This is a genomic window from Mycobacterium gordonae (assembly GCF_001417955.2).
In the GTDB taxonomy this organism is placed as follows: domain Bacteria; phylum Actinomycetota; class Actinomycetes; order Mycobacteriales; family Mycobacteriaceae; genus Mycobacterium; species Mycobacterium gordonae_B.
The window spans coordinates 53,343-76,007 of sequence record NZ_LKTM01000002.1; the positions used below are offsets into that span (position 1 = coordinate 53,343).

Below are 22,665 nucleotides of genomic sequence, written 5' to 3' on the forward strand. Positions count from 1 at the left end.
GCGTCGGCGGCATGCGAACCAGAGTTGCCGAGATGCTCGGCGTCGAGTTTCCGATCTGCGCCTTCAGTCATTGCCGCGACGTGGTGGCCGCGGTGACCAACGCGGGCGGGTTCGGGGTACTCGGCGCGACCGCCCACAGTCCGAAGCGGCTGGAGAGTGAGCTCACCTGGATCGAGGAGCAGACGCACGGCAAGCCGTATGGAGTGGATCTGCTGCTGCCGCCGAAGTACGTCGGGGCCGACACGGGCGGCGTCAACTCACGACAGGCCCAGGATCTGTTGCCCGCCGAGCATCGGGCGTTCGTCGACGACATCCTGACGCGTTACGGCGTCGCGCCGCATGCCGAGCAGGAAGAGGTCATCAGGGGAGGGCTCAACATCTCTCCCAAGGGCTATGAACCGCTGCTCGAAGTCGCCTTCAACCACAACATCCGGTTGATCGCCAGCGCGCTCGGGCCGCCGCCGCACGACCTGGTCGAGCGGGCGCACAGCCACGACGTACTGGTGGCCGCGCTGGCCGGTACCACCGAGCACGCGCGGCGGCACGCGGCGGCGGGGGTGGACCTGATCGTCGCGCAGGGCACCGAGGCGGGCGGGCACACCGGCGAGGTGTCGACCATGGTGCTGGTTCCCGAAGTGGTGGATGCCGTGGCGCCGACGCCCGTGCTGGCGGCAGGCGGCATCGCCCGCGGCCGGCAGATCGCGGCCGCGCTGGCGCTGGGCGCCGAAGGAGTGTGGTGCGGCTCGGTGTGGCTGACCACCGAGGAAGCCGAGACCGCGCCGGTGGTGAAGGACAAATTCCTGGCCGCGAAATCGTCGGACACGGTGCGATCCCGGTCGATGACCGGAAAGCCGGCCCGCATGCTGCGCACCGCCTGGACCGAGGAGTGGGAACGGCCCGACACCCCGGACCCGTTGGGGATGCCGCTGCAGACGGCCCTGATCACCGACTCCCAGGTGCGGATCAACCAAGCCGCCGCCCACCCAGGCGCGAAAGCCCGGGATCTGGCGACCTACTTCGTCGGCCAGGTGGTCGGCTCGCTGGACCGGGTCCGGCCGACGCGCGCGGTGGTGCTCGACATGGTCGAGGAATACATCGACACCATCACCCGCCTGACCGATGTGACATAGCGAACTCATAACGAAACGTAACCTGGAGATCGCCTCCGGGCAGGTGCTGTTTTCTCAGTTCAGGACCGTTATTGCTGAGGGAACGCTGTGGGCGCCCGTAGTGAAAGCATAAAGATCGCGAAACCCTGGGGTGCCGCGTTGACCGAGGCTCGCGAGTCGTGCATTATCGGTCAGGCAAGCACCTCGTTAGGTGAGGCGGCTACACGAACACAGGCCACTGACCCCGAACGTCGAAAGACGCCCCGGGTCAGGACAGCTCCTCCCGGCTTAAGGGTTGAGCCCAGGTGGCTTCCGGTTTACCGGACACGTCGGGTAGTGCCAAAGCTCTGACGAGAGGGGTGCGGATTTCCGGCGGAGCGTCGGCTATCTGTTCTCCTTTGTGCGCGCGATAGATCACGCGGATATTCGCGTGGGTCGTGAACCGAGAGGAGGTGAGGAACGCATGAGTTCCAGTGGCAGTCCGGGTCGATATCCGGGCGATGTTTCGTCCCTGACCGGTCTCCGGTGCGACGTTCTCGGCTGAGCCGTCAACCACGCTCCTATCGGAACCGTTGCGGGACGGGACTTCCCAAGAATCTTTGAAGGTCCACCTGTCAACGTTTGATCCTGTTAGGAGGCGATCATGACCGCTGCCCTGTTTGACGAAGTCGTTACCGTTACCGCTGCGCCCAAGCTGCATGTGGTGCGTGACGTCCCGGCCGCGCCGGCGCCGAAGAAGGCCCGCCGCGCCGAAGAGGTGCTCGCAGCCGGAGGCGACCCGCTGGTGGCCGGCGCCGCACGCCTGCTCAACATCCCGCTGCGGCACATGTACGCCGCGCTGTGGCGCATCGGTGTTCTCGAGGTTCAGGCGTAACCCATGGACATTGCGCTACCCGGGACTCCGAGGGGTTAGCCGACCGCAGGTGCGTCCTGCGGCGGGCCAACCCCTCGGAGTCCTCTAGAATCAACACAGCAGCATCAATCTAGAATCACCACACCAGCGTCGATCCGGCCATCACCGGGGAGCTTTCGGAAGAACAGCCATCCGGCCTAGTAGAACCGAACGGGCAGGCCCGTCACAGCCTTTCGAGTGGTCACGCGGGAGCGTGACAAGCGGGGTGGTACCGCGGCGCTCGCGCACCAGCGCAACCGTCGTCCCCGTGCCTGAACTCATCGAGGCACCGGAGACTAACCACGTGAGCGACGAAGCTGAACTCGAAGCCGACCGCACCGCCTATCCGAAGCTGGCCAGCGGGGCGCCCGACTTCCCGGCGCTCGAGCTCGAAGTGCTCGACTACTGGTTCCGCGACGACACCTTCCGGGCCAGCATCGCGCGCCGGGACGGCGCCCGCGAGTACGTCTTCTACGACGGCCCCCCGTTCGCCAACGGCCTGCCGCACTACGGGCACCTGTTGACCGGCTATGTCAAGGACATCGTGCCGCGCTACCGCACCATGCGCGGCGACAAGGTGGAGCGCCGATTCGGTTGGGACACACACGGTTTGCCCGCCGAGCTGGAAGTCGAGCGGCAGCTGGGCATCACCGACAAGTCGCAGATCGACTCGATGGGGATCGCCGCCTTCAACGACGCCTGCCGTGCCTCGGTGCTGCGCTACACCGACGAATGGCAGCAGTACGTCACCCGTCAGGCGCGCTGGGTGGACTTCGACAACGACTACAAGACACTCGATCCCAGCTATATGGAGTCGGTGATCTGGGCGTTCAAACAGCTGTGGGACAAAGGCCTGGCCTACGAGGGCTACCGGGTGTTGCCGTACTGCTGGCGCGACGAGACCCCGTTGTCCAATCACGAACTGCGGATGGACGACGACGTCTATCAGAGCCGCCAGGACCCGGCCCTCACCGTCGGCTTCCCGGTGGTGGGCGGCGAGTCGGAAAATGGACTGGCTGGTGCCTTCCTTCTCATCTGGACGACGACGCCGTGGACCCTGCCGTCGAACCTCGCGGTCGCGGTCAATCCCGACGTCACCTACGTCCAGGTACGGGTGGGCGAACGGCGATTCGTGCTGGCCGAGGCCCGGCTGGCCGCATATGCCCGCGAACTCGGGGAAGAGCCCGAAGTGCTCGGCACCTACCGGGGCGCGGATCTGCTCGGCGCCCGCTACCTGCCACCGTTTGCGTACTTCATGGACTCGCCCAAGGCTTTTCAGGTGCTCTCCGCCGATTTCGTCACCACCGAGGACGGCACCGGCCTGGTGCACATGGCGCCGGCCTACGGCGAGGACGACATGGCGACCACCGACCCCGTCGGCATCGTGCCGGTCACCCCAGTCGACGCCAAGGGCCGCTTCGACGCGACGGTCCCGGACTATCAGGGCCAGCACGTCTTTGAGGCCAACCCGCAGATCATCCGCGACCTGAAGAACGGAACCGGTCCCGCCGCGGCCAACGGAGCGGTGTTGCTGCGACACGAGACCTACGAGCACCCGTACCCGCACTGCTGGCGCTGCCGCAACCCGTTGATCTACCGCGCGGTGTCGTCGTGGTTCGTGCGGGTGACCCAGTTCCGCGACCGGATGGTGGAACTCAACCAGCAGATCACCTGGTATCCCGAGCACGTCAAGGACGGACAGTTCGGCAAGTGGCTGCAGGGTGCCCGCGACTGGTCCATCTCACGAAACCGCTACTGGGGCACCCCGATCCCGGTGTGGAAGTCCGACGACCCGGCCTACCCCCGCATCGACGTATACGGCAGCCTCGACGAGCTGGAACGCGACTTCGGGGTGCGGCCGGAGAATCTGCACCGGCCCTACATCGACGAACTCACCCGCCCCAACCCCGACGACCCCACCGGCAACAGCACCATGCGCCGGATCTCCGACGTGCTCGACGTGTGGTTCGATTCCGGCTCGATGCCGTATGCGCAGGTGCACTACCCGTTCGAGAACAAGGAGTGGTTCGACGGGGTGCAGAGCGACGACCCTGACAAGCAGGTCGACGGCCACTACCCGGGTGACTTCATCGTCGAGTACATCGGGCAGACCCGCGGCTGGTTCTACACGTTGCATGTGCTGGCCACCGCGTTGTTCGACCGGCCGTCGTTCAAAACCTGTGTAGCCCACGGGATCGTGCTGGGTTCGGACGGGCAGAAGATGAGCAAGTCACTGCGCAATTACCCGGATGTGACCGAGGTGTTCGACCGCGACGGGTCCGACGCCATGCGGTGGTTCCTGATGGCATCGCCGATCCTGCGCGGCGGCAACCTGATCGTCACCGAACAGGGCATCCGGGACGGAGTCCGGCAGGTGCTGCTGCCGTTCTGGAACGCTTACAGCTTCCTGGCTTTGTACGCACCGAAAGTCGGTGTGTGGCGCACCGATTCGACACACGTGCTGGACCGCTACATCCTGGCCAAACTGGCGGTGCTGCGGGACGACCTGACTGCGTCGCTGGACATCTGTGACATCTCCGGGGCCTGCGAACAGCTGCGCCAGTTCACCGAGGCGCTGACGAACTGGTATGTGCGACGGTCCCGTTCGCGGTTCTGGGTGGAAGACGCGGACGCGATCGACACCCTGCACACCGTGCTGGAGGTGACCGCGCGACTGGCCGCCCCACTGCTGCCGTTGATCACCGAAATGATCTGGCGTGGACTGACCGGCGGGCGTTCGGTGCACCTGACGGACTGGCCGCGGGCGGGTGAGGTGCCGGCCGATGCCGCCCTGGTGGCCGCCATGGACCAGGTGCGCGACGTGTGCTCGGCGGCGTCGTCCCTGCGCAAGGCCAAGAAGTTGCGGGTGCGCTTACCTCTGCTGAAACTGACTGTGGCAGTTGAGGACCCGGATCAACTCCAGCCGTTCACCGAATTGATCGGCGACGAACTCAACGTCAAGCAGGTCGAGTTGACCGACGCGATCGACACCTACGGCCGATTCGAGCTCACCGTCAATGCGCGGGTCGCGGGCCCGCGGTTGGGCAAGGACGTGCAGGCGGCCATCAAGGCCGTCAAAGCGGGGGAGGGCGTGGTCAACCCGGACGGAACCCTGTCCGCCGGACCCGCGGTGCTGCAACCGGAGGAGTACAGCTCGCGACTGGTGGCCGCCGACCCCGAATACACCGCGGCGTTGCCGGGTGGCGCCGGGCTCGTGGTTCTGGACGGCACCGTGACGCCGGAGCTGGAGGCAGAGGGCTGGGCCAAAGACCGCATCCGGGAACTGCAGGAGCTGCGCAAGTCGACCGGGCTGGACGTCTCCGACCGCATCGCCGTGGTGATGTCGGTGCCCGGCGAGCGTGCCGCGTGGGCGGCGACGCATCGCGACCTCATCGCCGGTGAAATCCTGGCCACCAGTTTCGAATTCGGGGAACCCGCCGATGGAACGGAGATCGGTGACGGCGTACGGGTATCCATCCATCGCGTATCGGCTTAGTACACAGCCAGAACGGAGGGGACGATGCGGGTGCTGGGAATGTTCCGCGTGCACAACGGTGCGGACATCCTGCCTCGGGTCCTGGACTCGTTGTCCGGTTGGTGTGACGACATCTACGCGATCGACGACCGCAGCACCGACAACTCCGCCGACATCCTGGCGCAGCATCCGGCGGTGACCAACGTCGTTCGCGCCCGGTCGGATCTGCCGCAGACGCCGTGGCTGATCCCGGAACCGCCGGGGCTGGAATTGCTCTACCGCATGGCCGATTTCTGCCGGCCCGACTGGATCGCGATGATCGACTCCGACCAGGTGGTCGAGGCCGACGTCGACGTACGCGGCATGCTGGCCGATGTTCCGGCCGACGTGGCGGCGCTGATGTGCCCGATGATCCCGACGTGGCAGGACCCGGAGTTTCCCGAGATGATCCCGGTCATGGGGCCGGCGGAGTCGGTACGCGGACCGTTCTGGCGCTGGCATCCGGGCCTGCGGGCCGGGACACGGATGATCCACAACCCGCACTGGCCGGCGAACATCACCGAGCACGGTCGCATCGGAATGGTTTACGACGTTCGCCTGGTGCACCACGGTTGGTCCACGCTGGCCGAACGAGTCGCCAAGGTCGATCACTACCGCAGAATCGATCCGGATTGCCGGCTGAACTACGGTGTCCCGTACGACCGCGCGCTGTTGTTCGGTTATGCCCGCGACGAGGTCGACCTGCTCGAGGCCGACTACCGCAGGCGTGTCCAGGGCGATTTCGATCCGGCCGAAGTGGGTGCGTGCCTGCCGATCGAGCGCGAGCACCTCGCAATCGGAGCCGGTTACGGTCCGCGCGCGGGCGCTTTCCACCCCGGTATCGACCTCGCCGCCGCCCCGGGCACCGCCATCCACGCTGTCTCATCCGGGACCGTCAGTCGCACAGCCGATCTCGACGACGATGGGTTGCGGCGGGTGGTGGTATCGAACGCCGGGGTCGACATGGTGTACGTGTTTCGCCCCGACCGCGAGCACCGGGTGGGCGACGACATCGCCGCGGGCACTCAAATCGGCGTCGTCGGCCCGGAAGCCGAATCGGCCGACGGCTACCTGCATTTCGAGGTTCATGCCGACGGCAGACATACCAGCCCGCTGCGGTACCTGGGCAACCTGGGCCTGCTGCCGTGGCCGCCGCGAGGGCGGCCCCGGCCGGTGTCGGGTACTTATCCGGCGGTGACGCCGTGCAGTATCACCATTCCTGGGTGAGCCGCTCGGCGACGGCGCGCGCGGACCGGATGGCCGACCGCGCCTCCTGCAAGATCTTGGCTGGATGCTGCTCGTCCAGCTCGCCCAGCCGGTTGTAGCGATCGACCCCGAATCCCGCCGACTCCAAACGGATATCGAACGGCAGCACCAGTGTTCGCAGCGCCTCGAAGTGCAGATAGGGAACCACCGGCTGTCCGGTCACCAGCAGGCACGTCGACCGGTGCATATCCACCGTTTGCGCGGCGAAGGTGTAGGTGTCACCGGAATTGGCCCGGCGGTTGTCCGGGTCGGGCGATGGTGTTTCGAGCAGTGTGACCGGGATGCCGAGGTCGTTGCTGTCCGGCGGGAATCGCCAGACGGCCCGGTCGCGGTGCGGCCGATCGATCCGTTGTTGTGCGTGCTCCTGAACCTCGCGGGTGTCAAGCCCGAGCGCTTCGCCGGCGGCCGCGGCCAACAGGTCGAACTCGGTGCGGGCCTGCGGTGCGATGAGGGCGACGGCGTCTCGTTCGGAATCCATGAGTTCGCGCGAGGCCGCGGCCAACACCACGTGGCCGATGCGCCGCCCGGTCGCCACCTCGCGTGCGTAGGCCACCCGCAGCCGGTTGGTGTACCGGCCGCCGCCGATCACCAGCAGGTAATCGAAATCGTCTGCACTGGGCTGTGATTCACCGATGAGCCCCAGCTCGTCCGCGAGCGCCGATATCTTGTCCAGCTGTGCAGCGGGCATAGTCAGCCGGGGGATTAGCCACCGGACCGCACCGGCAGCGTCCTGGCTGTGCACCCGGCCCGCGCCCGCCCGCGCCCGTGCCCGGTAATCCCACACCGTGCTGAACTCGTCGAGCCACGCCAACCGCGCCGCAAGACCGAGGCCGGGCGGGACGGCTCCGCCGAACATCTCCACCAACTCGCTCAGAGCCGGATGGGTGGCCCAGGCCTGGATCTCCCGGCGAACTTCGGTCGCGACGTCAGCGGATCCGGTATTCGACGGACACACCGAGCAACCCCCCTCTCAGTCTCTACGGCCACCGTACGTGTCGGGGCCGCTTAACCCGGCGCGCCACGACGGGCCAGTAAGCTATGAGCCGGTTCAACGAAGAACGGCACGGAACGTGGGGGGCTTTGTGCGGTGAGGATTCTCGTCACTGGGGGAGCTGGTTTCCAGGGAAGCCACCTCGCCGAGGCGCTGCTGGCCACAGGGCATCACGTGACCGTGCTGAATACCCTGTCGAGCGCCGCCAAGAGGAACACCCGTCGATTGCGGGCCGACGGGCGGGCCGATGTGGTGTTCGGCTCGGTGACCGATGCTGAACTGACCGCCAAGACGGTGCCGGAGCACGACGTCGTCTTCCACTTGGCCGCGAACGTCAACGTCGACAAGTCACTCAGCGATCCGAAAAGCTTTCTGGACACGAACGTGATGGGCACCTACAACATCCTCGAGGCGGCCCGCCGCAGCGGATCGCGCGTCATCTACGCCTCGACCTGCGAGGTGTACGGCGACGGCCAGAACCTGGGTGAGGACCAGCTTCTCGACGAAACCGCCGAGCTGATGCCGAACAGCCCGTATGGCGCGTCGAAAGCCGCGGCAGACCGGTTGTGCTACTCCTACTTCCGTTCCTATGACATGGACGTCAGTGTGGTCCGGCCGTTCAACATCTTCGGAGAGCGGCAGAAGAGCGGTGCGTTCGGTGCGTTGATTCCGATACTCGTACGGCAGGCAATGGCGGGTGAGGATCTCACGGTCTTCGGTGAGGGCACCGCGACGCGCGACTACCTCCATGTCAGCGACGTGATACGTGCCTACCTGTTGGTCCTGGCCAATCCGGGCCTCAAGGGTCGCGCGATCAATTTCGCCAGCGGCATCAACACCAGCGTGCGCGACATCGCCGAGCACATCGCAGGCAAGTTCGGCGTGCGCGTCGTCAAACGACCCGCGCGTCCCGGAGAGGTCGCGCGCTATCCGGCGAACATCGAGATGGCGCGCAGCATCGGCTTCGCGCCGCAGGTCGAAATCTGGGCGGGTATCGACCGCTACGTGGAATGGGCAATGAACGAGTCCGACAACGAGATTCAGCTAGCCGCGACCTGATCGGGAGCGGTCAGAGCAAGCCGCCCAGCAACGGCGGAAGCGGTGAACCCGTCAGCCCGGGCAGGGACGGCAGGCTGAGTCCCGGTAGCAGAGATCCCAGCGACGGCAGACCCGGCACGGTGATCTGCGGCAGCGGAAGAAGCGGGCTGGGGAGCGGCGGGGCGCCGATCGCCTGGGCGAGTTGTTGCGGGGCGTAGAGCAGCAGCCCGGGCAGAATTCCGCCGGTGGGCGTGCCGCCCATCGGGACGCTGACGACGGGGCTCCCCGGTAGCGGATCGACGTTCACCGTGACCGTCGACAGGGGAGTGAGTATCCCGCCGAACGGAATGCTGGCGTGCAGCGGCACGGTGAGGGCAGGCAGTCCGCCGAGCACGGGCAGGGGCACCGCCGGCAGCGTCACTCCCCAGGTGTACTGGCCGTTGAGAAAGCCGTCCGTGACGACAGCGGGAGCGGTGAGCACCGCGACGGCAGCCCCGAACCCGTCGCCGCTCTGAACCGCATGGCTGAAGGCCGCGCCCACGGAGGCTATCGCGTTCGCGGTCGTGATGGGCGAACCGATGGCGTCGATGCCGAGCGCTATCGGGAGCCCGAAGAACGCGGACCCGATTTCCAGCGGATCGGCGTAATTGACGCCGAATGAGTACGAGAAATCGGTGAGGGTGGCCAGCACATTCACCGCGTTCTGACCGATCCGGCCCGGTATCGACGCGATCGGGGCCAGGTCGGCCAGTATCTGAGTTGCGGCGGCCCCGCTGTTCAAGTGTTCGCCCGCACTGGTGAATGCCGCAGAGATGATGTGGCCGTAGTTCGACTGGTTGGTAATGATCTGCCGCAGGAATGGAAATGGGTTCGCCGCCAGACCATTACCGAGGCTCTGCAGGTTGGTGATGGTGTTAGATGCCAACCTTTCGTAGGGTCCGGTGATGGCCGCCAGACTGGGGGGTGTGGGCCCGGGCGCCGCGCCGACTATGCCGGGCAATAGTGATTGCAAGGACGGGAAAACTCCCACGCCGTTCAAGATGCCGCCGAAGCCGCCCAGCAATCCGCCGAGGTTCCCGAGTCCGGGGAGACTGTCCAGGATCGAGGCCGCCGGGGCGACCGCCGACGAGGGTACGATGCCAGCGAAAACCCTTTCGGCGTTGGCGATCTCGGCGCCGAGATACGCGCCGACGCTTGAGTTCAGCGTCCTGACGAACTCGGCGTGGAAGGCCTGCGTCTGTGCGCTCAGTGCTTGAAATTCTCGGCCGAGGTCACCGAACATCGCGGCTATCGCGGAGGAGACCTCGTCCGCGGCGGCAGGGGCAATGGCGGTGGTGGAACCAGCGATGGATTCCGAAGCCTGCGCAATCGCCGATCTGAGTCCGGACAATTCCTGGGCTGCATTTTCGACCCATTCAGGAGCGACAAAGACGGACACCATTGACCCCCTCGACCCTTGTTATCGGCCAAGCGCTTCGCCTATTTGCAAGTGACCCGAAATCAGCGCTCTTAAACATGCGCATAACGATGGGTTTTCATCCGGGACACGCAGTGTTTACGTCTTACATTGGATTTGCACTTCGCAATAAGACTTTCCGGGCCCGATTGCGAAGCCGATGTCCGCGAAACGGAACCTACGGTCGGGGCGCCTTCGGGGCACCGCACCGCAGCCCGCCCCATACCATCGTTAGCCGTGGAGTCCCGTTGGGTGCTGCACCTGGACATGGACGCGTTCTTCGCGTCCGTGGAGCAACTCACCCGGCCGACCCTGCGGGGTCGTCCGGTGTTGGTGGGCGGCCTGGGTGGCCGTGGGGTGGTCGCCGGCGCCAGCTACGAATCGCGGGTGTTCGGCGCCCGTTCGGCGATGCCGATGCACCAGGCGCGCCGGCTGGTAGGCGTCAGCGCGGTGGTGTTGCCGCCGCGGGGGGTGGTCTACGGCGTGGCCAGCCGCCGCGTCTTCGACACGGTCCGCAGCCTGGTGCCCGTAGTGGAGCAATTGTCGTTCGACGAGGCGTTCGGGGAGCCGTCGCAGTTGGTCGGGGCGTCGGCGTCGGACGCCGAGGAGTTCTGCGAACTGCTGCGACGGCGGGTTCGCGACGAGACCGGGTTGATCGCGTCGGTCGGCGCGGGCTCGGGCAAGCAGATCGCGAAGATCGCCTCGGGTCTGGCCAAACCCGACGGCATTCGCGTGGTCGGCCGCACCGAGGAGAGGCTGCTGCTCGATGGTCTGCCGGTGCGGCGGCTGTGGGGCATCGGCCCGGTCGCCGAGGAGAAGTTGCACCGGCTCGGCATCGAGACCATCGGGCAACTGGCCGCGTTGAGCGACGCGGAGGTGGCCAACATCCTGGGCGCGACCATCGGGCCCGCGTTGCACCGCCTGGCGCGCGGCATCGACGACCGCCCGGTCGCCGAACGCGCCGAAGCCAAACAGATCAGCGCCGAGTCCACCTTCGCGGCGGACCTGACCACCCTGGACCAGTTGCGGGAGGCGATTGAACCGATCGCCGAGCACGCGCACCGGCGGCTGCTCAAAGACGGGCGTGGCGCGCGCACGGTGACGGTGAAGCTGAAGAAATCCGACATGAGCACCCTGACCCGTTCGGCGACGCTGCCCTACGCGACGGCCGAAGCGAGTGCCCTGACGGCGGTGGCCCGCCGGCTGCTGCTGGATCCGTTGCAGATCGGTCCGATCCGCCTGCTGGGCGTGGGTTTTTCGGGTCTCAGCGATGTGCGCCAGGAATCGCTGTTTCCCGAGTTGGACCTGTCGCCCGAGACGGAGGCGCATCAGGATTTCGAGACGATGCGCGCCGCACTGCTCACCGGACAGGACGGGACGTCATGGCGGATCGGCGACGACGTCACGCATCCGGAGTTCGGTCACGGGTGGGTGCAGGGGGCGGGTCACGGCGTCGTCACCGTCCGCTTCGAGACCCGCGGTTCGGGCCCGGGCCCGGCCCGCACGTTTCCCATCGATACCGCTGACATCAGCGCGGCCAACCCGGTCGACAGCCTGGACTGGCCCGACTATGTGGGCGAGTTGCGCCAGCAGGAACCGGAATCGGTGCCGGCGCCGTCAGCCCCAGCGGCCGACGACGTCGGCAACCGGTAGTCCTGCCGTCAGCGCCGCCATCACCAGCACTCTGGCCTGCGGTGGCGCCAGTCGTGGCACCAGCACCGCGCCAGCCTCCACCAGGTCGTGCCCGGGCCCGTAACCCGCGCTGACCCGGCCAGTCGGGACCCGGGTCGACACGGCGACCACCACGCCGTCGCGGCAGAGGCGGCGCACGCCTTCGACAACGGCAACCCCGGCATTGCCCGATCCCAACGCTTCGAGCACCACGCCGCGGGCACCGGCCGCCGCGAACGCGTCCAATGCCACCGCGTCGCTGCCCAGGTATACCGCCGCGATATCGACGCGCGGTGCGGCGGCGGCGTCGAGGTCGCCGAGGAACGGCCGCACCTTGGCGCCGGTCAGTGTCACGTCGCCGGCGACCGTCCCAAGCAGGTGCCCGGCGAAACCAGTCAGATCCTGGGTCGCCGCCTTTCGCAGGCCCAGAGGCTGCAACACCCGGCCGGCGAAACACAACAGCACCCCGAGGTCACGCGCGTCCCGGCTGCCCGCGACCGTGAGGGCGTCGCGCAGGTTGGCCGGACCGTCCGCGTCGGGTGCGTCCGCGCTGCGCATCGCCCCGGTCAGCACCACCGGCACCGGGCCCGCGTACCCCAGCTCCAACCACAGCGCGGTTTCTTCCATCGTGTCGGTGCCGTGGGCGATGACGACTCCTGCGGCGCCGTCGTCGATTGCGGTGCGGACCGCGGCGCGGATCCGGTCCCAATCGGCCGTGATCAGCTCGGAGCTGTCGACCGCCATCAGATCCACGACGTCGACGTCGAAGGCCGGGCTGAGACCGCTGGTGAGTTGGGCGCCACTGTAGGCGGGCCGACGGACGCCGTCGGCGCCGGTGGTGGTCGAGATCGTCCCTCCGGTGGTGATGACGGTGATGCGGCCCATCAGGGGATCATCCCGCACGCGGGTCAGCCCATCCGCGTGCCGGGCATAAACACCTATTAGTGGATGATGGTGGGGTGCCTGACGAACCAACGGGATCCGCTGATCCGCTGACTTCAGCCGGTGACGCCGAAGAAGCCCCGGCTTCGGCAGCGCAGGCGCCGCACCGGCGTTTGCGCCTGCTCCTCTCGGTTGCCGCAGTGGTGCTTGCGCTCGACATCATCACCAAGGTTCTGGCGGTCAAACTGCTGCCCCCCGGCCAGCCGGTCTCCATCATCGGCGACACCGTGACCTGGACGCTGGTGCGCAATTCCGGCGCCGCGTTCTCGATGGCGACGGGATACACATGGGTGCTCACCCTGATCGCCACGGGTGTCGTGGTCGGCATCTTCTGGATGGGTCGGCGGCTGGTATCGCCCTGGTGGGCGCTGGGCCTTGGCATGATCCTGGGCGGCGCGATGGGCAACCTGGTCGATCGCTTCTTCCGGGCGCCCGGCCCGCTACGCGGTCACGTCGTCGACTTCCTGTCGGTCGGATGGTGGCCGGTGTTCAACGTCGCCGACCCTTCGGTGGTGGGCGGCGCCATCCTGCTGGTCGTCCTGTCCATCTTCGGCTTTGATTTCGACGCCGTCGGCCGCCGGAAGTCCAACGGCGACAACGAGGATCAGGGCGCAGTTGACTGAGCGCTCGATGCCGGTCCCAGACGGATTGGCGGGCATGCGCGTGGACGCCGGTCTGGCCCGCCTGTTGGGGCTGTCCCGCAGCGCCGCGGCGGCCATCGCCGAAGACGGCGGTGTCGAACTCGACGGGGTGACGGCGGGCAAGTCCGACCGCCTGAACGCCGGGGCCTGGTTGCAGGTGCGACTGCCGGAGCCGCCCAAGCCCCCGGAGAACACCCCCGTCGACATCGAGGGCATGACGATCCTCTACTCCGACGACGACATTGTCGCGGTCGACAAGCCGGCCGCGGTGGCCGCGCACGCCTCGGTGGGCTGGACCGGCCCCACGGTGCTGGGCGGCCTGGCGGCCGCCGGCTACCGGATCACCACCTCGGGTGTGCATGAGCGCCAGGGGATCGTGCATCGCCTTGACGTCGGAACCTCCGGGGTGATGGTGGTGGCCATCTCCGAACGCGCCTACACCGTGCTCAAGCGGGCGTTCAAACAGCGCACCGTGGAAAAGCGGTATCACGCCTTGGTGCAGGGCCATCCGGACCCGTCCAGCGGAACCATCGACGCCCCGATCGGCCGCCACCCCGGCCCGGAGTGGAAGTTCGCGGTCACCCGGGATGGCCGGCACAGCATCACCCACTACGACACCATGGAGGCGTTCGTCGCCGCCAGCCTTCTCGACGTGCACCTGGAAACCGGTCGTACTCATCAGATTCGGGTGCACTTCTCCGCGCTGCACCATCCGTGCTGTGGCGACCTCGTCTATGGTGCTGACCCGAAGCTCGCGAAAAGACTTGGGCTGGAACGTCAATGGCTGCACGCGCGATCTCTGGCCTTCGCGCATCCGGCCGACGGCCGGCGGATCGAGATCGTCAGTCCCTATCCGGCGGATCTGCAGCACGCCCTGGACGTGTTACGCGCCGAGGGCTGACCGCCCGGGTTTTCGCGCCTCCACCAGCACCCGCGTCGGATGGGTGACGAAGCGGCCTTCGGCGGTGATCAGATCGTGCAGTTCGCGCAGCCGCGAGTAATACGGCTCGGCGGTGAAATCGGGCACCGTCCAGATCAGCTTGCGCAGGAAGTAGATCACCGCGCCGATGTCGAAGAACTCCGCCCGGAGCCGTTCCATGCGCATGTCCACCACCTGCAGTCCGGCGGCCTGCGCGCCCGCCTGCTGGGTGGCCGGCTCGTAGAGTGCCCACAGCTGCGGTTGCGGCCCGACGACGTGGGTCACCAACTCCGACACCGTCGCCGGACCGGGATGCTGCGCGAAGTAGGTGCCGCCGGGCTGCAGCAGCCGCGCGATCTCGCTCCACCACACGGCAATCGGATGGCGGCTGATCACCAGATCGAAGGCTTCGTCGGCGAACGGTAACGGTGGTTCGTCGCCGGTGGCAACCACCACCACCCCGCGGGGATTCAGTCGCCTACTGGCCAATGCCGCATTGGGAGGCCATGATTCGGTGGCCGCCATGGTCGGCGGGAACTTCTCGGCCCCGGCCAGTACCTCGCCGCCGCCGGTGTGGATGTCCAGCGCCGCCGACGCACCCGCCAATCGCCCACTCATCAGCCGCTGATACCCCCAGGACGGCCGCTGCTCCGTTGCGCGGCCGTCCAGCCAGGAGAAATCCCAACCCTCCACCGGCGCGGCCACCGCTTCGGCGACCAGGTCCTCAAACGAGCGCATACCCAGCATTGTCACTCAGGCTTGCGGGCCTCGACGAGAACCCGCGCCGCATGCGCGACGAACGGTCCCTCGGCTTCGATGCGCTCGTGGAGTTCGCGCAGCCGCTCGCGATAACGCTCGACGGTGAAGCCGGGCACGGTCCAGATCACCTTGCGCAGGAAATAGACGACGGCGCCGACGTCGAAGAACTCCTGGCGCAGGCGCTCGAGTCGCATCTCCACGATCTGCAGGCCGGCGGACTCTGCCTGCGCGCGCTCAGCTTTCGGGTCCCGCCTGGCCCATGCCTGCGGCTGGGGGCCGATGAAGAATTCGGTCAACTCGGCGACGGTGGCCGGGCCGATGTGTTGGGCCAGATATGTTCCGCCGGGCCGCAACACCCGGGCGATCTCAGCCCACGGCACGCTGTTGGGGTGCCGGCTGGTCACCAGGTCGAACACGTCACCGGCGAACGGCAGTGCCTTCTCTTCGGGCACGGACACCACCACGACGCCGCGCGGGTGCAAGCGTCGGGTGGCCAGCGCGGCGTTCGGCGGCCACGGTTCCACGGCCGCCATGGTCGGCGGAAATCGCGGGGCCCCGGCCAGTACCTCACCGCCGCCGGTCTGAATGTCCAGTGCCGCCCCGACTTTCGCCAGCCGGTCGCTCATCAACCGCTGATAACCCCAGGACGGCCGCTGTTCGGTCGCCCGGCCGTCCAGCCAGGAGAAGTCCCAACCGTCGACCGACGCCGAATCTGCTTCTGCCACCAATTCTTCGAAAGTCCCGCCCATCTCAGGCATTCTCGTCTGGTAGGCGGCCCCGATGTCGATCGGGCGCGGTGTCGGTCGTCATACCGTTGACATCTTCCAACAGATTGGGGACCACGTATGCAGTACTGCCTGCTCATGCACTATCAGGAGGGTGGCGAGATCGGGTTGTCCGACGAAGACATGGCACCCGCGCGCGCGGCATTCGCTCAATACGCCGACGACCTGGACGCGGCGGGCGTCCTGATCGGCACACAGGTGCTGGAATCAGCTGCCGTGTCCACCACGTTCACGGCACGCAACGGAGCGCCTGAGATTCAGGACGGTCCGTTCGCCGACACCAAGGAACGTCTCGGTGGGGTCTTCGTCATCAGGGTGCCCGATCTGGATGCCGCACTGGAGTGGGCGAAACGATGCCCGGCCGCGGCGTGGGGAACCATCGAAATCCGGCCGGTGGGCGTGACGTATGCGAGCGGAAGGGGCTGGTATCAACCCGAGTGAGGTAGGGACCCGATTGGGCGCCTTCGTTCGCACCTCCTATGGTCGGCATCTGGCGCTGCTGGCCGCACCCACCGGCGACATCCCGGCGGCCGAGGATGCCATCGCCGACGCGATGGAACGGGCGCTGACCCGATGGCCGCTGGATGGGATACCGGCCAATCCGGAGGCCTGGATCCTGACGGTGGCCCGCAATCGGCTGCGGGACCGCTGGAAATCGCATGCCTACCGTATGACCGGACCGATGCCCGAAACAGATTTCACGGCAACAGAATTCAGTGAAGACCTGGCCACCATTCCAGATCGCCGGCTGGAGCTGATGCTGGTGTGCGCGCATCCAGCGATCGCCGCGAACTGCCGAACACCGTTGATGCTGCAGACGGTGCTCGGCGTCGACGCTGCCGCTATCGGGCGCGCATTCTCGGTACCGGCTGCCACCATGGCGCAACGGCTGGTGCGCGCCAAGCGCCGAATCCGGGACGCGGCAATCCCGTTTGCGCTGCCGGGACGTGCGGATCTCGACGTCCGTTTGCCCGCCGTTCTGGAGGCGGTCTACGGCGCCTTCGCGATCGATTGGCAACTGGAGCCGCAGGGCGACCCGATCGAGTCATTGGTGGCCGAAGCGCTGCATCTCGCACTGGTCCTGGTCGAGCTCTTGCCCGGTAATCCCGAGGTGCTCGGGTTGGCCGCACTGATGTACCTGTCGGAAGCCCGTCGAGCCGCGCGGCGCACCGGTGACGGCGAGTTCGTGCCGCTGGACGAGCAGGACTGCAGGTTGTGGGATCGGACGCTGATCGCGCGCGGCGAAGACCTGTTGCATCGCGCCTACGACATGGGTCGCCCGGGCCGCTACCAATATGAGGCGGCGATCCAGTCGGCGCACTGCGCCCGCGCCGGGGACGGCTACGTAGACAAGGTTGCGCTGCGAACGCTGCATCGCGCACTGTTTCGGCTCGCGCCGTCGCTGGGCGCAGCGGTCGCCCTGGCGGTGATCGATGCCGACATCGATGGGCCGCGAGCGGGCCTGCGGGCGCTGGACGCGGTGGCCGCCACGGAACGATTTCAGCCGGCCTGGACCGCCCGCGCCCACCTGCTGGCGGCTGCGGGCGAATTCGAGGCCGCGGCGCAGGCGTACCGTCGGGCCATCGAGCTCACCACAGACGCCGGCGTCGTCAGGTATCTGACCCGACGGCTCGACGCGCTGGCTGACGATCAGGTGTGAATGAATTCGCTTCCAGCCCGGGACCGCCGCTTTGTTATGCCGACGTCCCGGGTCGACCACTGACGTATTCGCGGGGTGTGGCGCCGAACCGGGTGCGGAATTCCTTGATGAAGTGCGAGGCGCTGGTGTAGCCGACCTGATGCGCGACGTCGGCGACGCCGACGTGTCGGTCCAGGATCAGTTCCCGCGCCCGGTTCAGTCGTACTTGCTTGACGTACTGGTACGGTGACGAACCCGTCAGCTCCCGAAACGCCCGGGTGAACGCCGACGGGCTCAGCCCCACCTGGGCGGCCAGGGTGGTGACCGTGATCGGTTCGCTCAGATGCGAATTGATGTAGGTCAGGGCCGCACCGATGGGATTGCCCGCCGCCTGCTGCGCGGCGAAGTGCAGCAGGCGCGCGAATTGTTCACGTTGCAGCACCCGGTAGACCAGTTCACGCAGATAGAGCGGCGCCAGGACGCGCCGATCGACATCGGTGCCCAGCGACCGGACGAATCTCAGCACGGAACTCATCACCTCGTCGTCGAGCGCGGAGACCATGCAGCTGTCCGCGAGCTCGCATACCGATGCCGCTTCGACGGGATTGCGGCCCGGCATCTTCTCGGAGATGCCGCGCACCGTGGAAGGATCGACCTCCAACACGAGGCACAGGCAAGGATGGTGCGGTGATGCCTCGAGAACCTCGCTCTGGAACTGCAGATCGCCGTTGATGACGAGGTAATTGAACTGGTCGTAGACGTGGCTTCTGCCCTTCTCCGTCACCGCCTTGCGGCCCTGGGCGACGATCCCGATCGAGAGCCCCCGGATCTCCTGCCACTCGGGTTGCGTCGGCCGGCTGAAGCGGTAGATCGTCAGCCCCGGCCACAGCCCGGCGTTCGGGCCGTCCTGGGTCGCACGGGTGGTCAGTTCGGCGACGAGTTCACTCGATGTCGCGCGCTGCTCGACGTACTCGGTGGCGGTCAAATCGGCACCTCCTCGAGCATCGACAGCGACGAGTTTCGAATTGCTCTGTAGAAAAAGGTATCTGACCGCGTGGTCACCCGCTGTGTCCGTGGGTCCCGGTCGTCTCGGAATGAGACAGACATCGAGCAGGAATCTGCTACCGCGACAGTCGTCGATCCGGTTTGCTGTGACTATCGGGCACGCATCATCTTCCCCATGCTTCAGCGATCGAAGGAAAATCATGAAAATGCGGGCAGCGCGCATGCACGGCTACAACCGGCCTCTTGAGATCGATGAAGTTCCGGTGCCCGACGTGGGGCGCAACCAGGTACTGATCAAGGTCGCCGCGACCGGCATGTGCCGCAGCGACTATCAGCTGGTGGACGGCTATTTCCGGGACGGCCTTCCCGTCGAGTTCCCCTTCATCCCGGGACACGAAGTGTCCGGCACTGTCACCGAGGTGGGTCCTGACGTTCCGGAGTCGGCCGGCATCTCCGAAGGCGATCTCGTCGTTGTCGACCCGAACTGGGGCGACGGTACCTGTCGGCAATGCCATGAGGGCAACCAACAACTCTGTGCCAATGGACAACTCGTCGGTTTCGGGCCTAACGGCGGTTTCGCCGAATACATGGTCGCCCCGTACGACCACGTCATTTCCTTTGGCGACCAACCAGATCAAGAGCCCCGGTACCTTGCCCCGCTGACCGACGCCGGTCTGACCCCCTACCGCGGCATGAAGAAGTTGCGCGACGCGGGCAAGCTCGGCGCCGGACGCACCGTCGTGGTCAACGGCATCGGCGGGCTCGGCAGTTACGGCGTGCAGTACGCACGACTTCTCGGCGCCGGTGCCACCGTGTTCGGATTTGCCAGAAGTGATGAAAAGCTCGATGTCGCAAGGGAACACGGCGCCGACCACACGATCAACGTGCGGGACAAGTCAACCGAGGACGTCCAGAACGAACTGGCGGACCTGACCGGTCGGCGCACGGTCGATGCGGTGCTGGACTGCGCCGGGTCGCCGGAGTCGCTGGGGTTGGCGGCCGCCATCCTGGAGACCGAAGGCGCGCTGTCCCAGGTCGGCCTCATGGGCGAACGCGTCGAGCTGCCGTTGTTCCCGTTCGTCAGCGGAGAGAAGTCCTACTTCGGCTCGTTCTGGGGCAACTACAACGACCTTCGAGAGGTGCTGTCGCTGGCCGGCCAGGGTCTGATCAAGCATCGCGTGGTCCCGGTCGACCTCGACGACATCAACGACAACCTCGAGGCGCTGGGTCGCGGCGACATCGTGGGCAGGGCAGTGGTTGTGTTCGACTGATCAGTCACCGGGTGTGGCAGACGAACTTGGTTCCGCCGAGGTCGAGCGTCACCTCGCCCTGGTGCTCCCAGTATTCCGAACCTTGACGGCCATATCGGGCGCCGCTGCCTGAGGGCAGGAGGAACAGGATGACGCGTACACCCTTCCAGTCCAGAACCGCCGTCTTGGGATCGAGCTGGTTGTAGAACTGCGCGGTCAACGTGCCGGCATCGGCGGGGCAGTCGTAGCTGACGACCGGTGGCGCGACGGTGGCCGGGTCGGCGATGGCCAGCTCCACAAGCCGCGTCTGATAAGCCTCCAGCACGCAGGTCCGCACCTCGACGAGATCGGCGCAGCCGTCGCGGGTCGTCGCGAACGCGCTCTGGGCGGTGGTCAGAGTGGCCTGATCGGCACCCGGCCGTGCCAGCGCCTGTTGGTAGGCCGCCTGCAGCCGACGGTCGAGGTCGCTCAATTGTGGCTCGTCGCAAACCAATTGCTGTGCCTTGTTCGCCGGTTTGGCGCAGTCGAACGTCATCGCCGGGGCGGCAGGCTGGGTGGTGGTCGAAGAGGACGTGGTACTGGAGGACGCCGCGGACCGGGACGCGCCGGACCCGCCGCCGTCGCAGGCGCTGACGAGCAGTACGGCCAGGATGGCGACCAGCAGTCTCATACCTGCTGACTACCGGGTCGTGGACGGCAGCGGCGCCGCGACACGCCGTGGACGGCGGTCATACTTTCGCCGCCGCTGTTGTTGCGGGCGGCGCCGTCGTTGGCGAGGGGCCGCAAAGTGTCGGGCGTGGCGGCGTGTCGTTGGCGACATGCGGGCGCTCGCCGGGGCGGGCAGCCCGGCGCACGGCGGCGCGTCATCTTGTCCTGAGCTGTGTATCTATTCACCGGCCGATGTCCTAGGTTGGCTTCATGACCGTCCGTCACACCTTCCACACCGCCATCAGGAGCAACTGTCGATGAATCTCGGTGACCTCACGCATCTGGTCGAAAAGCCTTTCGCGGCGATGTCGAACATGATCAACACGCCGAACTCCGCGGGTCGGTACCGGCCTTTCTACCTGAGGAATCTGCTCGACGCCGTCCAGGGCCGCAAGCTCAGCGACGCGGTCCAGGGCAGGGTAGTGCTCATCACGGGCGGGTCGTCAGGCATCGGAGAAGCCGCTGCTCACAAGATCGCCGAGGCGGGCGGCACAGTGGTGCTGATCGCGCGCACCCTGGAAAACCTCGAGAAGGTTGCCGACGACATCCGAGCCAATGGCGGCACCGCACACGTGTACCCGTGCGATCTGTCCGACACCGACGCGATTGCGGCGATGGCCGACAAGGTGCTCGAGGACCTCGGTGGGGTCGACATCCTGATCAACAACGCGGGCCGCTCGATCCGGCGTTCGCTGGCACTGTCCTACGACCGGATCCACGACTACCAACGCACTATTCAGCTGAACTACCTGGGCGCGGTCCAGCTGATTCTCAAGTTCATCCCCGGTATGCGCGAACGCGGCTTCGGGCACATCGTCAACGTGTCCTCGGTCGGCGTGCAGACGCGCGCGCCGCGGTTCGGCGCATACATCGCCAGCAAGGCCGCGCTGGACAGCCTGTGCGACGCGCTGCAGGCGGAGACCGTGAGCGACAACGTCCGGTTCACCACCGTGCACATGGCGCTGGTGCGCACGCCGATGATCAGCCCGACGACGATGTACGACCATTTCCCGACGCTGACGCCCGATCAGGCGGCCGGGGTGATCACCGACGCGCTGATCCACCGGCCCCGTCGGGCGAGTTCGCCGTTCGGCCAGTTCGCCGCGGTCGCCGATGCCGTCAACCCGGCGGTGATGGACCGGGTGCGTAACCGGGCGTTCGGCATGTTTGACGACTCCTCGGCCGCAAAGGGGAGCGAAAAGCCAAGCGAGCAAACAGATCTCGACAAGCGGAGCGAGACCTTCCTGCAGGCGACCCGAGGGATCCACTGGTGAGTCTCCCCAAACCCACCGGGCGGACCACTGTAGTCATCACGGGCGCCTCGTCGGGGATCGGCACCGAACTCGCGAAAGGCCTTGCGCGGCGCGGGTATCCGCTGATGCTGGTGGCCCGGCGCCGCGAGCGCCTCGACGAGCTGGCCGACCGGTTGCGCGACAGCGACAAGATCGCAGTCGAGGTGCTGCCGCTGGACCTTTCCGACGCCGATTCGCGGGCCGAGCTCGCGCAGCGGCTGAGCACCGATCCGATTGCCGGACTGTGCAACAGCGCGGGATTCGGTACCAGCGGGCGCTTCTATGAGCTACCGGCCGAACGCGAGAGCGAGGAGGTCACCCTCAACGCGCTGGCATTGATGGAGCTCACCCGGGCCGTGCTGCCCGGCATGGTGGAGCGGGGCGCAGGCGCCGTGCTGAACATCGCGTCGATCGCCGGGTTCCAGCCCCTTCCGTTCATGGCGGTGTATTCGGCCAGCAAGGCGTTCGTGCTGACCTTCTCGGAGGCGGTTCAAGAGGAGTTGCACGGGACGGGAGTGTCGGTTACGGCGCTGTGTCCCGGGCCGGTTCCCACCGAGTGGGCTGAGATCGCCAGTGCCGAGCGGTTCAGCGTCCCGCTCGCGCAGGTCTCACCGGAAGAAGTCGCCGAACAGGCCATCCGGGGCATGCTGTCCGGTAAGCGTGGCGTGGTACCGGGATTGGTGCCCAAGGTCGCCAGCACCAGCGGCCGGCTGTTACCGCGCAGTGTGCTGCTGCCGGCGATCCGGATCGGAAACAAGCTGCGCGGCGGTCCCAGCCACTGATCCGGT

At 66.8% G+C, this 22,665-nt stretch carries 20 protein-coding genes and 1 riboswitch; of the genes, 13 read left to right on the forward strand and 7 right to left on the reverse strand.

Going from position 1 to position 22,665, the window contains the following annotated elements:
• Positions 1–11 precede the first annotated feature (11 nt).
• From AO501_RS02315 to AO501_RS02330, 4 genes are all read left to right on the forward strand, one after another.
• Positions 12–1,130, forward strand: a complete 1,119-nt coding sequence (locus tag AO501_RS02315; protein WP_055576191.1) for an NAD(P)H-dependent flavin oxidoreductase — start codon at positions 12–14, stop codon at positions 1,128–1,130.
• A gap of 175 nt (positions 1,131–1,305) precedes the next feature.
• Positions 1,306–1,475: riboswitch (M-box (ykoK) riboswitch) on the forward strand.
• 277 nt (positions 1,476–1,752) lie between these two features.
• Positions 1,753–1,983, forward strand: a complete 231-nt coding sequence (locus AO501_RS02320; RefSeq protein ID WP_055576192.1) for an Rv1535 family protein — start codon at positions 1,753–1,755, stop codon at positions 1,981–1,983.
• Positions 1,984–2,305: 322 nt separating this feature from the next.
• On the forward strand, positions 2,306–5,497 hold the full coding sequence (gene ileS, locus AO501_RS02325) for an isoleucine--tRNA ligase (protein ID WP_055576244.1): 3,192 nt from the start codon (positions 2,306–2,308) through the stop codon (positions 5,495–5,497).
• 24 nt (positions 5,498–5,521) lie between these two features.
• Positions 5,522–6,742 carry a peptidoglycan DD-metalloendopeptidase family protein gene (locus AO501_RS02330; RefSeq protein WP_055576193.1) on the forward strand — a complete coding sequence of 407 codons (1,221 nt, stop codon included), beginning with the start codon at positions 5,522–5,524 and terminating at the stop codon, positions 6,740–6,742.
• Here the strand turns inward: AO501_RS02330 and AO501_RS02335 are convergent.
• Positions 6,726–7,736 (reverse strand): hypothetical protein, encoded by a 1,011-nt coding sequence (locus AO501_RS02335; RefSeq protein ID WP_055576194.1) that lies wholly within the window; start codon positions 7,734–7,736, stop codon positions 6,726–6,728. The genes AO501_RS02330 and AO501_RS02335 overlap by 17 nt on opposite strands.
• Before the next feature lie 132 nt (positions 7,737–7,868).
• Here AO501_RS02335 and AO501_RS02340 point away from each other — a divergent pair, with 132 nt between their 5' ends.
• Positions 7,869–8,831, forward strand: coding sequence for a dTDP-glucose 4,6-dehydratase (locus AO501_RS02340; RefSeq protein WP_055576195.1), 963 nt, complete (start codon positions 7,869–7,871; stop codon positions 8,829–8,831).
• A 10-nt stretch (positions 8,832–8,841) separates the two neighbouring features.
• Here the strand turns inward: AO501_RS02340 and AO501_RS02345 are convergent, their stop codons facing one another.
• Entirely contained in the window at positions 8,842–10,251 is a 1,410-nt protein-coding gene (locus tag AO501_RS02345) for a PE domain-containing protein (protein WP_055576196.1), read from the reverse strand.
• A 267-nt stretch (positions 10,252–10,518) separates the two neighbouring features.
• Between AO501_RS02345 and AO501_RS02350 the strand changes: the two genes are divergently transcribed.
• Positions 10,519–11,919: a DNA polymerase IV gene (locus tag AO501_RS02350; RefSeq protein ID WP_156452272.1), complete on the forward strand. Its 1,401-nt coding sequence runs from the start codon at positions 10,519–10,521 to the stop codon at positions 11,917–11,919.
• On the opposite strand, the gene AO501_RS02355 is transcribed toward AO501_RS02350, so the two are convergent.
• Positions 11,884–12,822 carry an asparaginase gene (locus tag AO501_RS02355; protein ID WP_055576198.1) on the reverse strand — a complete coding sequence of 313 codons (939 nt, stop codon included), beginning with the start codon at positions 12,820–12,822 and terminating at the stop codon, positions 11,884–11,886. The two genes, AO501_RS02350 and AO501_RS02355, sit on opposite strands and share 36 nt — an antisense overlap.
• A 74-nt stretch (positions 12,823–12,896) precedes the next feature.
• On the opposite strand from AO501_RS02355, the gene lspA reads away from it, so the two are divergent.
• Positions 12,897–13,502 carry a signal peptidase II gene (gene lspA / locus AO501_RS02360; protein ID WP_082658335.1) on the forward strand — a complete coding sequence of 202 codons (606 nt, stop codon included), beginning with the start codon at positions 12,897–12,899 and terminating at the stop codon, positions 13,500–13,502.
• Complete coding sequence (locus AO501_RS02365; protein WP_055576199.1) at positions 13,495–14,421, forward strand: RluA family pseudouridine synthase; 927 nt, start codon at positions 13,495–13,497, stop codon at positions 14,419–14,421. The genes lspA and AO501_RS02365 overlap by 8 nt, the downstream gene beginning before the upstream one ends.
• Here the strand turns inward: AO501_RS02365 and AO501_RS02370 are convergent.
• Both AO501_RS02370 and AO501_RS02375 read right to left on the reverse strand, forming a co-directional pair.
• Complete coding sequence (locus tag AO501_RS02370; protein WP_055576200.1) at positions 14,404–15,186, reverse strand: class I SAM-dependent methyltransferase; 783 nt, start codon at positions 15,184–15,186, stop codon at positions 14,404–14,406. The genes AO501_RS02365 and AO501_RS02370 overlap by 18 nt on opposite strands.
• A 2-nt stretch (positions 15,187–15,188) precedes the next feature.
• The gene (locus tag AO501_RS02375) at positions 15,189–15,947 is read right to left on the reverse strand and encodes a class I SAM-dependent methyltransferase (RefSeq protein WP_055576201.1); all 759 of its coding nucleotides are present in this window, start codon (positions 15,945–15,947) and stop codon (positions 15,189–15,191) included.
• Positions 15,948–16,043: 96 nt separating this feature from the next.
• Here AO501_RS02375 and AO501_RS02380 point away from each other — a divergent pair, with 96 nt between their 5' ends.
• Both AO501_RS02380 and AO501_RS02385 read left to right on the forward strand, forming a co-directional pair.
• Positions 16,044–16,424 carry a YciI family protein gene (locus AO501_RS02380; protein ID WP_055576202.1) on the forward strand — a complete coding sequence of 127 codons (381 nt, stop codon included), beginning with the start codon at positions 16,044–16,046 and terminating at the stop codon, positions 16,422–16,424.
• Positions 16,390–17,643 carry an RNA polymerase sigma factor gene (locus tag AO501_RS02385; protein WP_082658336.1) on the forward strand — a complete coding sequence of 418 codons (1,254 nt, stop codon included), beginning with the start codon at positions 16,390–16,392 and terminating at the stop codon, positions 17,641–17,643. Before AO501_RS02380 ends, AO501_RS02385 begins: the two co-directional genes overlap by 35 nt.
• Before the next feature lie 34 nt (positions 17,644–17,677).
• Here AO501_RS02385 and AO501_RS02390 read toward each other — a convergent pair whose 3' ends face one another.
• Entirely contained in the window at positions 17,678–18,607 is a 930-nt protein-coding gene (locus AO501_RS02390) for an AraC family transcriptional regulator (RefSeq protein WP_055576203.1), read from the reverse strand.
• 220 nt (positions 18,608–18,827) lie between these two features.
• On the opposite strand from AO501_RS02390, the gene AO501_RS02395 reads away from it, so the two are divergent.
• Positions 18,828–19,898 carry an NAD(P)-dependent alcohol dehydrogenase gene (locus tag AO501_RS02395; protein WP_082658338.1) on the forward strand — a complete coding sequence of 357 codons (1,071 nt, stop codon included), beginning with the start codon at positions 18,828–18,830 and terminating at the stop codon, positions 19,896–19,898.
• A 4-nt stretch (positions 19,899–19,902) separates the two neighbouring features.
• Here the strand turns inward: AO501_RS02395 and AO501_RS02400 are convergent, their stop codons facing one another.
• Positions 19,903–20,547, reverse strand: a complete 645-nt coding sequence (locus AO501_RS02400) for an MliC family protein (protein WP_055576205.1) — start codon at positions 20,545–20,547, stop codon at positions 19,903–19,905.
• A 295-nt stretch (positions 20,548–20,842) separates the two neighbouring features.
• Between AO501_RS02400 and AO501_RS02405 the strand changes: the two genes are divergently transcribed.
• Entirely contained in the window at positions 20,843–21,859 is a 1,017-nt protein-coding gene (locus AO501_RS02405; protein ID WP_055576206.1) for an SDR family NAD(P)-dependent oxidoreductase, read from the forward strand.
• Positions 21,856–22,659 (forward strand): SDR family NAD(P)-dependent oxidoreductase, encoded by an 804-nt coding sequence (locus AO501_RS02410; RefSeq protein ID WP_055576207.1) that lies wholly within the window; start codon positions 21,856–21,858, stop codon positions 22,657–22,659. Before AO501_RS02405 ends, AO501_RS02410 begins: the two co-directional genes overlap by 4 nt.
• The last annotated feature ends 6 nt before the right edge of the window (positions 22,660–22,665 follow it).